Source organism: Grimontia sp. AD028 (genome assembly GCF_000973155.1).
Lineage (GTDB): Bacteria > Pseudomonadota > Gammaproteobacteria > Enterobacterales > Vibrionaceae > Enterovibrio > Enterovibrio indicus.
On record NZ_LASY01000070.1, the window covers coordinates 102,413 to 114,269 of the forward strand.

Sequence of the window (11,857 nt, forward strand, 5' to 3'; positions counted from 1 at the left end):
TTGTATCTGGTCTTGGTGTCTTGAGAGGCGTCGTTTTACCTCAGGCACAAAAAAAGGAGCAAACTGCTCCTTTTCGTAATGATAGTTTTCTATCGTAGTATTAGATGTGATCCAATTAGATCAGGAAGTCTTCTACTTTACCACCAGCTTCAATAGCGTCTTTGATAACTTTTGGTGTACGACCCTGACCAGTCCAAGTTTTTTCTGAACCGTCTACGTCAGTGTATTTGTATTTCGCTGGGCGTGCTGCACGCTTAGATTTTGGCTTAGTACCACCAAGCGTTGCCAGAAGTTCTTCTGGATCAATACCGTCTTTGATCAGCATTTCACGATATTTCTCAAGCTTCTCAACGCGCTCTTTTTCCGCTTCACGTGCTTCTGCTTCGGCTTCTTCACGCTCGCTAACTACTGCTTGTAGTTTTTCCAGCGCTTCTTGTAGTTGTTCCAGAGTAAGTTCACGCGCAACGGCACGCAGGCTGCGCAGGTTTAACAATACTTTCAGTGCATCAGACATTATGCCAATCCTATTCTCTCGTTATGTAATATTTATTGCTTCACTAAGAGTAGCAAGAATAAATAATTCTTTGCAATATTTAATAAATAAGTTTCCCGCTTATTAGATATCTATTTTAATTAAAGTGCAAATTTAATATTAATCTGCCCTTTGATTTCATAGAAAACCCCTCCTTAATCGGTAGGCTGTACAATAAATCCGTCATACTTGTGTGAGTTTATGTGCGGAAAGAATAACCAAATCGTAAAATGTATCCAGTTTGTAACCATGTTGAGCTTGGTGTGTAAAACTTTTTATCTTTGTATTGCAAATAGACCAATGTCACATAAAATACGCTAGCTTTATGCTCAAACGGGCTTACTTTGTATATGTTTACCGGTGCAAAAACCGTCAATCGTATAAAAAGGTTTGAGTTGATACACGTAGAGGTGCGCGGTTTATCAGTAGTTTGTCTTAGGGTGATGCCAGTGAGGACAAATGAAAGGAGATAGCGCCGAAGCAGAATGTCGCTTATCTGGGGACTCTGCTGGGGTTGTGACCGAACAGGCACAACACTGCCATAGTATTGGGATTTAACTATGGAGCGCTACTGTAGGATTTAACGATGTGTATAACCGTTGTCTTCGTTCAGTCTGGTTTTCCATTTCTGCAGTAGATCTCCAACCGAATAGGTTGATATAGAGATCATGAATTTAGTCGATTTTTCTTCTTCTTCTCTTTCTTTGCTCCCCGCCATTTTGGCGTTGGGACTGGCTATTGTAACTCGCCGCGTTTTGCTCTCTTTGGGTCTGGGTATTCTGTCCGGTGCATTTTTGCTCAACGATTTTTCCGTTTCCGGCACAGCCTCTTATCTTGGCAACCTGATTAAGGGACTGTTTATTTCAGATGGCAGCATTAACTCATGGAACATGAGCATTGTTGCCTTTCTTCTGTTGTTGGGTGCAATCACGGCATTGTTGACGCTTTCTGGTGGTACACGTGCATTTGCAGAATGGGCACAGAGCCGCGTGAAAAGTAAACGTGGCGCGAAACTGCTGGCAGCATTTCTGGGCGTATTTATCTTTGTTGATGATTACTTCAACAGCCTGGCTGTCGGTGCCATCAGTCGTCCAGTAACGGACCGTTTCCACGTCTCCCGTGCGAAACTGGCTTATATCCTAGACTCAACTGCAGCGCCAATGTGCGTGATTATGCCTGCTTCAAGCTGGGGTGCTTACATCATTACTGTGATTGGCGGCATTCTGGTCAGTCACGGGGTCACTGATTACAGCCCGCTAAGCGCATTCGCACACATGATCCCAATGAACTTCTATGCCGTTTTCGCACTGCTATTGGTCTTTGCTGTGGCTTGGTTCCAGATGGATGTGGGTCCGATGCGTCGCTTTGAATACCAAGCATCAACCGGCAGTCGTCTGGGTGATGAAGAAAGTGGTCATGAGCCAATCGATGACGAACTTGGCATTGAAGAAAGCGAAAAAGGCCGAGTGTCTGATTTGGTTGTGCCGATTATCGTCCTTATCGTGGCGACCATGTCTTGGATGGTTTATTCAGGTGCACAGGCGCTGGAAGCCGACGGTAAAGCGTTCTCTGTGCTGGGTGCATTTGAGAACACAGATGTAGGCATGTCGCTGCTATATGGTGGCGCGATGGGCTTGCTATCAGCGCTGATCACTGTGGCGAAACAAGGCTTGGCGGTTTCTGATATCGCCCGTACCACTTGGATTGGCGCGAAATCTATGTTTGGTGCCATCCTGATCCTGTTCTTTGCATGGTCAATCGGTAGCGTAATTGGTGACATGGCGACCGGCAAATTCCTGTCGACCCTCATTCAGGGCAACCTGCCAGTTCAATTGCTCCCAGTGCTGTTGTTCCTGTTGTCAGCGGCGATGGCTTTCTCCACCGGCACATCTTGGGGTACCTTCGGTATCATGCTGCCAATCGCGGGTGACCTTGCAGGCGCAACAGATATCGCGCTGATGCTGCCGATGCTGTCAGCCGTTCTGGCGGGTGCGGTATTTGGTGATCACTGTTCACCGATTTCAGATACCACTATTCTGTCTTCTACCGGCGCGCGCTGTGGCCACATCGACCACGTAGCGACTCAGTTACCTTACGCTTTGGCTGGAGCACTGATTGCAGCTGTGTCTTATTTGGTGCTGGGTTTCACGGATTCACTGAGCATTTCCCTGCTGGCAGGTATGTGTGTATTCGTCATGGTATGTGCGGTGTTTGGCTGGATGTCACGTCGACCGGGCAAGCTGGCATAAACTACTCTCTGAGCCTCCGATTTCGGGGGCTTTTTTCTTGTAACGCGCTTTGCGCCGCTTTTACCGTTCTCCATTTTTCGGTAGCATTCGTCAGTCTTAATTTCGGGAGAATTCCATGGCCCAGCTGTACTTCTATTACTCTGCGATGAATGCAGGTAAATCCACCACGCTTTTGCAGTCTTCGTTTAACTATCAGGAACGCGGCATGAACCCGCTGATTTTTACCGCTGCAATCGATGACCGCTATGGTGTGGGTAAAGTCAGCTCTCGAATTGGTCTTCAGGCAGAAGCCCAACTTTACTCGCCGAAAGACGATATCTACGCAGCTGTTTGCGATATCAACGCCAACAACAAAGTGGATTGCCTTCTTATTGATGAATGCCAGTTCCTGACCGAAAAGCAGGTTTATCAAATCACTGAAGTAGTCGATAAACTGCGTATTCCTGTGCTTTGTTATGGTCTACGTACCGACTTCCGTGGTGAGCTGTTTGAAGGGGCGAAATACCTGCTGGCATGGGCAGACAAGCTGGTAGAACTGAAGACCATTTGTCACTGTGGCCGCAAAGCGAACATGGTGATCCGCACCGACGCAGAAGGCAATGCCATTGCTGATGGTGATCAAGTCGTGATTGGTGGTAACGACAGATACGTGTCAGTGTGTCGTGTGCACTACAAAGAAGCGCTAGGCAAATAAGCATAAAATCGATAAAAAATGCCGCTGAATTCAGCGGCATTTTTGTTTCTGGCGTTCTGAGTTTAGAGCCTTGAAACGAGCGGAATGATACTAACCCGATCACCCACTTCTGCGCTCTCCACTTCCGGTGACACCTCAATCAGGCAGTTTGCTTCATGCATTGAACGTAAAATCCCTGAGCCTTGGGAACCTGTCGAACGTACTTCAATTTGACCATTGGCGCTGATGGAATAAATACCGCGTGTGTATTCTGTGCGACCGAGACGGGAGCGAATTTTCTCTTGGGTCACTGCCGAGAAGAGCTGAGGTTGCCAGTTAGCATCACCCTGCATTTTACGAATGGCAGGTTCTACAAACTGCAGGAAGGTCACCATAACAGCTACTGGGTTACCCGGTAAGCCAAAGAAAGGTGTATTACCTAATTTGCCGAAGGCGAGAGGACGGCCTGGACGCATATTTACGCGCCAGAAGTTAATATCACCCAAGGCATCCAGAACGTTCTTGATGTAATCCGCATCACCGACTGATACACCACCGGAGGAAATCACCACATCGGCTTTTTCCATAGCCGTGGCCAGTGTATTTGTCAGTGCTTGCTCACTGTCTTCGATAATGCCCAAATCAAGAATTCGGCAACCGAGGTTTTCCAACATGCTGCGAACCGTAAAACGATTGGCATCATAGATGCAGCTTTCTTTGGCAAGAGTTCCGGGTGCCTGCACTTCATCTCCGGTTGAAAACAGAGCAGCGGTGAGAGGTTTGTAACACTTGGCTTGATTGAAACCCAGTGACGCCATCATCCCCACTGATGCGGCGTTTAGGCGGGTGCCTGCGTTAAATACCGCAGCACCTTTTTTAAGATCTTCGCCTGCCTGACGTACATTTTGTCCTGGACGGATGGCACCTTTTCGGGTATCGAACATCACCAAATCGCCGTCCATCGCTGCTTGCTCTCGCATCACGACAGTGTCAGCGCCTTCGGGAACAGGCGCGCCTGTCATGATGCGGACACACTCGCCTTTTTGCAGTGGTATGCCAAGACCATGGCCTGCATAAATTTCGCCTACGATTTGATAGCTGTCGCGCTCTAAATCATCACTGCGAATCGCGAAACCGTCCATTGCCGAGTTGGTGCTCGAAGGCACATTGACCGGTGCGATAACATCTTCTGACAAAACCCGTCCAGATAGAGACTCCAGTGGGTGAACTTCGCTGGACGTTGGCTCATCAATGGCTGTTAAAATCTTTGCCCTTCCAGCATCTACAGAGAGCATAGTGGGGGATAAGGAATCACAGGTGGCTGTCTGTGCTTTGTGGCCTTCCATCCAGCGCAGGATAAAACCGCAAATTGCCGATACATCATTGATGTCTAGCGTTGGCAAATCCGAATCCGGGTGGCTGTCGCAGGCAATCGCGATGATGTTTTTATCTTCTTTGTGAAGCCACTGCTTAGCGAGCTCATCGCGGCGAAGTTCGATTTTTGGGAAGCTCTCGTGCTTAAAGCCCTCTACAAGAACAAGATCGGCGCGGTTTTGGTCAAGGCGGCTGAGCAGTTGGTTGAGGGTATGTTCTTCTTCGGGTGTTTCTGTCATCAAGGCATTGCGATTGCGCGAGCTGATCAGCATTTGGGAGGCGCCTGCTTTTCTGAGGCGATAACTGTCTTTACCCGGTTTATCGACATCAAACTCGTGGTGCGCATGCTTCACCATGGCAATGCGCACGCCCGATTCCACTAACTGTGGAATGAGTTTTTCAAGCAGGGTGGTTTTACCTGTACCACTAAAGGCAGCGAACCCAAGTACAGGCAAAGAACAGTTGGAAAGACTCATGAAAGCGCCCCGAATTTTTCCAGCTCATCAGGTGTATTCAGATTAATGAAGGCATCATGCTCATCACTGAAATCAACGAATTCTGTCTTACATATGTCGTAGAGCAGAACGATTTTACGGTCACCGTTATTGAGGAAGTTTTGTAATCGCTCAAACACACTGCGTTTGTACATAGTCACCACTGGCTGGACGGACTCGCCATCATGGGCGACCACAATTTCGGTATCATCAGAGATAGTTTGATACATCTTTTCCAGCAGGTTATGAGGCAGGTTAGGACAGTCACAAGGGACGAAGCCGTACCACTCACTGTCCAGTTGTGCCATGGCAGCATGGATACCACCCAAAGGCCCAGGAAAGCCCTCGAAAACATCACTGAAAACCTGCCCGTATTGTGCATAGGTTTCCTGATTGCGGTTGGCATTTACGGCAACATGCGCGCCTTGCTCGGTCAGGCGGTCGTGAACATAATCGATGAGAGGTTTGTTATTCAGGGTCACAAGGCCCTTGTCTTTTCCACCCATGCGACGAGCTTGGCCGCCGGCAAGAATGACCCACGTGGTTTCAGGAAGCGACTGCATGGTTATCCTTGTTGATTAAGTTAAGTTTTGGCTTATGGATCAAGCGCTGGCTTTCGATCGACCAGCGTTGATTGCAGCAAGCAGTTAGCGAGTTAGGATGATGGCTGGTGATCACCAGACTTGAGCCACGATCTAACAGATCTTCGACCATGACCTTCTGTGCTTCGATGGCATCAGGGTCAAGGTTGGCGCAGGATTCATCCATCAAAAGGATAGAAGGGTTTAGCGCCCAGGCGCGAGCCATCGCCACTTTTTGTTTTTCTCCTCCGGAAAGTACGGAGATATGCTCCCGACTCAGGCTTTCCAGCCCAATCATTCGCAAGGCCTGCATTGTAAGCTGGCGGCAGGTTCTTTGACAGAAATGCCTGCCTTTCAGACCATAAGCCACGTTTTCAGCAACTGTACCGTCGAAAAGATAAGCGGCTTGGTGCATGTAGATAACACCGCTTTGCCCGGCGAATCCTGCCAGACGTTGCATCAGTGTCGGCTTGCGAAGGTTCAAAATGCCGCTGGTTGGTTTTTGGATACCAGCCAGTACCTTCAGCAGGGAGGTTTTGCCGATGCCATTTTGCCCGGTGAGATAAATCGCATCACCAGGGGTGATTTTCAGCGAAGGAATATGGAATAAAAGTCGGTGTTTGTATTTCACCGACAGGTCGCTGGCTTCCAATGTAATCTGACTCATCCTTGCCCCTAACTTGTTCTCAGGTGACCGTTACCACGCGCGTAACTAATGAAAAAGTTCATCGTGAGCGCGAGGATCAACAAAACCATGCCTAGTGCAACGCCTTGAGCAAAAGCCCCTTTTGACGTTTCAAGCGCAATGGCCGTGGGGATGTTTCTTGTGTAATTCAAAATATTGCCGCCGACCATCATGGAACAACCCACTTCCGTGATAATTCGGCTAAATGCTGTGATGACAGCTGCCAGCAATGGGAAGCGAATTTCCCACATCAGTGTCAGCATGGCGCGGGGGATAGAAGCGCCCAGCGTGTAGGCGGTTTCCCAAGCGCGGCGATCGCTGTTTTGAAAGGCCGCATGCATCATGGCGATCAAGATCGGCATCGCAATTAAAATCTGTCCGAGGATCATGGCTTTTTGGGTGAAGAGCATTTTCCAGTCGCCCATTGGTCCTGCTCTTGAAAGCATCATGTACAGCAGTAGGCCGATGACCACGGTAGGAACAGATTGAAGGGTGTTAACCAGTGACAACACCACCCATTTTCCGGGAATATCCCAGTACGCAAGCGCAAAGCTTATGAGAAGGGCGGGTAAAATCACCAGCCCGATAGCAAATAGCGATACGGAAAACGATACCCCGACAATACCCCATAGTGTTGTATCGCCACTAAACAGCAAGGTAACTGCCTGTCGGGTTGTTTCCATCATATCCATTAGCCAGCATCCGCCACGAATAGTTGTTGGCCGTTCACTTTAAAGCCATTAATCATTGCCTGTGCCTTTGGGTTCACCAGCCAATCACTGAAGACCTTCGCCCCTTCGTAGTTCATGTCTGGGTAACGGCTTGGGTTGATCAAAATGACTTGGTAAGGGTTAAAAAGACGCGTATCGCCTTCCACCAACACTTCCATATCCAGCTTGCTTTCATACGCTAACCAGGTACCACGGTCAGTCAGTGTGTAGCCCTGCATTTCGTTCGCCATGGTCAACGTTGGCCCCATGCCTTGGCCGACTGCTTTATAAGCACTAAATTCAGGACGTTGACCAGCCTTTTCCCATAGAAGCAGCTCTTTCTTGTTGGTACCAGAGTCATCACCACGGGAGATAAAATCAGCATTTTTCGCAGCAATCTCATTAAATGCGGCGGCGACGTCTTTCCCGCCTTTTACACCCGCAGGGTCGGACAATGGGCCGACCAAAACAAAATCGTTATACATCAGGCCGCGAGGCAGAACGCCAAAACCTTTGTCGACAAACTTAGCTTCAGCATTTGGCGCATGCGTCATGACCAAATCGACATCGCCATTTTCCCCCATTTTTAGTGCTTTACCTGTGCCTGCCGCCAGGATCTGTACTTCATAGCCAGTGTCTTTTTTAAACTCTGGTAATAGATACTCCAATAACCCTGAGTGATAAGTACTGGTGGTGGTGGCCAGTCTGATAATCTCCGCGGCATTTGCCGTCATGGAAAAAGTGAGGAAAATGATGAGCGCAAATATTTTCGAGTTTTTAATGAAGTTCATTTTGTCTTCCTGACGTTTGATTGCTTTTCTTGTTTTAGGGTGTTGCCTCGCCCACTTGGGATGGGTCGAATTGTGGACACTGCAACAAAAATGCCAAAAATTGAGCGCGTGCATTTAAGCGCATAAATAATTGAAAATTAAATAGGTTCGTCACAGTTCTGCGATCTGATGACCAGCTTTATATACATGATTCATTTAAGGCTTTGTTGGACTGAGTCAAAATGTCGCATGTATGATGATTGAGTCGGTATGCTATCGATACATACCAAACTTACTGATTCTTCACGCTGTTTGGGTACACCTGATACGAATACGAAGGCTTTTGACTGAATGAAGGACGCATTACAGCAATTCGGTTTCTCCGCGCTGGTCGTTGATGACGAACCCGGCATGCGCGCTATCTTAAATAAAGCGCTCTCCAAGAAGCTTACTCAGGTCGAAACGGCCTCTTCATTGGAAGAAGCTGAAGCGTTAAGACAGCGCAATCATTTCGATTTATTGATTGTTGATATCAACCTGCCGGGGCGTTCTGGTATCGATTGGCATGAAGCCTTCACCGATGATGAAAGGCGCAGCGACATCATTTTCATGACAGGTTATGCGGAACTCGAAACCGCCATCAAAGCCCTTCGCGCTGGTGCTTCCGACTTTATTCTCAAACCTTTCAACCTCGAACAAATGCTGCAATCGGTTCAACGCTGCCTCGATAAACGCATGATGGAAAGGCGTAATGTCGCCTTGCAGCGCGATGTCGCCCGTTCATTTCCAGTCGATATTATTGGCGAAGCACCCAAAACCCTCGCGATGCGAGAGATGGTCTCCCGACTGGCACCCTCTCCGGCAGCCGTCTTGATTGAAGGGGAGTCCGGTACAGGTAAAGAGTTGGTGGCGCGTGCACTGCATTCATTAAGTGGGCGGGGTGGGCCTTTTGTTCCGCTTAACTGTGGTGCCATTGCGCCAGAGCTTTTGGAAAGCGAGTTGTTTGGTCATGTATCTGGCGCGTTTACAGGTGCGCGAAAGAGCAAGGACGGACTCTTTAGGGTTGCGGATAAAGGGACGCTTTTCCTCGATGAAATCGGCGAGATGCCACTGCCGATGCAGGCTTCACTTTTACGAACTCTTGAACAAAAAACTATTCGTCCCGTCGGCGCAGAACGGGAAGTACAAGTCGATGTGCGTATCGTCGCGGCGACCAACCGAAACTTGCAGGAAGAAGTAGAAGAAGGGCGATTCCGAAAAGACCTCTTCTATCGCCTGAATGTGCTTTCCATCGAATTACCTCCGCTTCGAGAGCGTGCTGAAGATATCGGATTACTACTCAATCATTTCTCCGAAACACTGTCGCGGGAAATGGGCTTGAAACCTGTGGTGTGGTCAGCGGAAGAACTGGCAGCAATGCAAGGCTATGAGTGGCCGGGCAACATTCGTGAGCTTAAAAATACCGTTGAAAGGGCGGTATTGCTGGGTAAACCGGATCTGCAACACTGGAGTGACGGAGAGTTGCCAAAAGCCTCCACCAGCGGAGAAACACAGGTCGTGACAATCTGCGAGGATGGCTATCCGCAAGAATGGCAATTAAAAGACGTAGAACGCGCGCACATCGAAAAAGTCGTCGATGCTCATGAGGGAAATAAATCTGCTGCTGCGCGACAACTGGGTGTGGCGCGAAAGACATTGGAGCGAAAATTTAAAGAGTGGAACGACGAGTAACATGATGGAGCACAATGGATGAAATGGTTCACTAAATGGCGACAGCGTTTTCGCACTATGGTGCGTTATCGTCTCTTGGTGCTGACGTCTGTTCCCATCATTATTACTCTGCTTGCGCTGATTGCACTCACCATGTACTGGACCTTGGCGTATTCTTGGAAAAGCGCATTGGCGGGTGTGAACGCTGACCTTGCCGTCGCTAGCAACAGTATGGAGGTGTTACAGCGCGAACAGCGACTGCAATTGAATGCCATTGCGGGCTCTTATGATTTCCAAATGCAGATTGAACGTGACCCTGAGGGTATATTTTCTTGGGCGCAATCAAGAGCGGGGAAATATGATGTTGATTTCCTTGCGGTCTACCCAGCCAACGAAATAGACAGACTACCGCAAAGCTTACGAAAACCACTGATTGAAGGTCGCGAGCGCACTTTCTTTCAGGTGATGTCGGACATTGAACTGGAAGCGATTACGCCGGACTTATCTTCACGTGCGGAGATTCCGCTTCTCAATGAGCAGGTGATTGAATCCCGAGGTTTGATCAGCCGAAGCTTACTCCCTCTTTTCAACGAGGCTGGCGAACTAGAGTGGATCATTGATGGCGGCATATTGCTGAATAACAGTACTGAGCTGGTGGACAGAATTCGTGACCTTGTTTTCCCAGAAGGTACTCTGCCAGATGCCAGTGTGGGAACCGTCACCCTGTTTATGGACGACATCCGCGTCAGTACTAATGTGCCTCTCGATTCCGATAACAAGTTTGGCCGTGCTATCGGTACCCGTGTGTCGGATGAAGTGCGAAAGTCAGTGTTAGAAAATGGCGATGTATGGGTTAACCGGGCTTATGTTTACGATGCTTGGTATATCTCGGCGTACAAGCCAATCAGAGACTTCAATAACCGGGTGATAGGCATGCTTTACACTGGCTATCTCGAATGGCCATTGATCTCCCGTTACCTCACCAACTTGGTGGAATTAGGCTTCGGTATTCTCGCCACGTTGTTTGTGACGGGACTATTGGTGTATCGCGGTGCGAAGGACCTGTTCCGGCCCATTGAGCGTATTCACCGTGTCGTACGTCTGGTGCGCTTTGATCAGGATGCACGCATTGGCAAGCTGGGGTTGGACCCGCAGCATGAACTCGCGATTCTTGCCCGTCAGTTCGACACCATGCTCGATCAGCTCAAGCAGCAAAATGAAGCCATTCGACAGAATGCTTTGGAGCTGGAAGACAAGGTCAAAGAGCGGACAGCCAGTCTTCATGAAACCACCGAAGAACTCCGCCAGAACATCACCTTGTTAGAACAAACCCGAAGTAAGCTGCTACTAAACGAGAAGCTTGCTGCTCTGGGTGAGCTGACAGCGGGGATTGCACACGAAATCAATAACCCGACTGCGGTGATCCTTGGCAACATTGAGTTGATGGAATACGAGTTGGGCAAAAACGCGACGTTGGTGTCCGAAGAAATGAGTGCGGTCTTGGAGCAGATTGACCGTATTCGCAATATCACCCGGAGCTTACTCCAATACAGCCGCCAGGGTGGGGTGCAGGATGAAATCACTTGGCAACACGTCAATCCGGTGATTGAAGAGAGTGTCACTTTGGTTCGTTCGGGAACCAAGAAATCTGATGTGGAAGTGGTGACAGAGCTAAACGCCAAATGTTGTGTGGAGATTAACCGCCATCAGCTTTTGCAGGTACTGGTGAATCTGCAGATGAATGGCGTTCATGCCATGAATGACAGAGGTAAGCTGGTGGTGCGTTCTTCTGATTGGTTAGATGAGAACGGCAATCCCATCGGGGCGACCATTTCTGTGCAGGACTTTGGCTGTGGCATCGCCAATGAAAACCTCACCAAAATCTTCGACCCGTTCTTCACCACGCGCCGATCAGGAACTGGGCTTGGACTTGCGGTAACCCATGGCATCGTCAGCGGTTTGGGCGGTGAGATTAAGGTGGAATCCGAGCTTGGCGAAGGAACCACCTTCACGCTTTATCTGCGTGAAAAGATTCAGACCGATGATGAAATCACTTCGCTGCAGGTGATGGAGTAAGGC

At 48.9% G+C, this 11,857-nt stretch carries 10 protein-coding genes and 1 riboswitch; of the genes, 4 read left to right on the forward strand and 6 right to left on the reverse strand.

Going from position 1 to position 11,857, the window contains the following annotated elements; genetic code table 11:
* Nucleotides 1-115: 115 nt before the first annotated feature.
* Nucleotides 116-514: an H-NS family nucleoid-associated regulatory protein gene (locus tag RN22_RS16165; protein ID WP_002539529.1), complete on the reverse strand. Its 399-nt coding sequence runs from the start codon at nucleotides 512-514 to the stop codon at nucleotides 116-118.
* Between the two features lie 415 nt (nucleotides 515-929).
* Nucleotides 930-1,111, forward strand: a riboswitch (Lysine riboswitch).
* 89 nt (nucleotides 1,112-1,200) lie between these two features.
* Between RN22_RS16165 and RN22_RS16170 the strand changes: the two genes are divergently transcribed.
* Entirely contained in the window at nucleotides 1,201-2,781 is a 1,581-nt protein-coding gene (locus tag RN22_RS16170; protein WP_046305752.1) for a Na+/H+ antiporter NhaC family protein, read from the forward strand.
* Nucleotides 2,782-2,896: 115 nt separating this feature from the next.
* Entirely contained in the window at nucleotides 2,897-3,475 is a 579-nt protein-coding gene (locus tag RN22_RS16175) for a thymidine kinase (RefSeq protein WP_046305754.1), read from the forward strand.
* 62 nt (nucleotides 3,476-3,537) lie between these two features.
* Here RN22_RS16175 and RN22_RS16180 read toward each other — a convergent pair whose 3' ends face one another.
* The 5 genes from RN22_RS16180 to RN22_RS16200 are packed head-to-tail and all read right to left on the reverse strand — an operon-like array spanning nucleotide 3,538 to nucleotide 8,089.
* The gene (locus RN22_RS16180; protein WP_046305756.1) at nucleotides 3,538-5,304 is read right to left on the reverse strand and encodes a bifunctional molybdopterin-guanine dinucleotide biosynthesis adaptor protein MobB/molybdopterin molybdotransferase MoeA; all 1,767 of its coding nucleotides are present in this window, start codon (nucleotides 5,302-5,304) and stop codon (nucleotides 3,538-3,540) included.
* Complete coding sequence (mobA, locus tag RN22_RS16185) at nucleotides 5,301-5,885, reverse strand: molybdenum cofactor guanylyltransferase MobA (protein WP_046305758.1); 585 nt, start codon at nucleotides 5,883-5,885, stop codon at nucleotides 5,301-5,303. Before mobA ends, RN22_RS16180 begins: the two co-directional genes overlap by 4 nt.
* Nucleotides 5,869-6,570 (reverse strand): energy-coupling factor ABC transporter ATP-binding protein, encoded by a 702-nt coding sequence (locus RN22_RS16190; protein WP_046305760.1) that lies wholly within the window; start codon nucleotides 6,568-6,570, stop codon nucleotides 5,869-5,871. Before RN22_RS16190 ends, mobA begins: the two co-directional genes overlap by 17 nt.
* An 8-nt stretch (nucleotides 6,571-6,578) precedes the next feature.
* The gene (locus RN22_RS16195; protein ID WP_046305761.1) at nucleotides 6,579-7,280 is read right to left on the reverse strand and encodes an ABC transporter permease; all 702 of its coding nucleotides are present in this window, start codon (nucleotides 7,278-7,280) and stop codon (nucleotides 6,579-6,581) included.
* The gene (locus tag RN22_RS16200) at nucleotides 7,280-8,089 is read right to left on the reverse strand and encodes a substrate-binding domain-containing protein (RefSeq protein WP_046305763.1); all 810 of its coding nucleotides are present in this window, start codon (nucleotides 8,087-8,089) and stop codon (nucleotides 7,280-7,282) included. The genes RN22_RS16195 and RN22_RS16200 overlap by 1 nt, the downstream gene beginning before the upstream one ends.
* A gap of 330 nt (nucleotides 8,090-8,419) precedes the next feature.
* Here RN22_RS16200 and RN22_RS16205 point away from each other — a divergent pair, with 330 nt between their 5' ends.
* On the forward strand, nucleotides 8,420-9,799 hold the full coding sequence (locus RN22_RS16205) for a sigma-54 dependent transcriptional regulator (protein WP_046305765.1): 1,380 nt from the start codon (nucleotides 8,420-8,422) through the stop codon (nucleotides 9,797-9,799).
* Nucleotides 9,800-9,817: 18 nt separating this feature from the next.
* Complete coding sequence (locus tag RN22_RS16210; RefSeq protein WP_046305767.1) at nucleotides 9,818-11,854, forward strand: cache domain-containing protein; 2,037 nt, start codon at nucleotides 9,818-9,820, stop codon at nucleotides 11,852-11,854.
* Nucleotides 11,855-11,857: the final 3 nt, after the last annotated feature.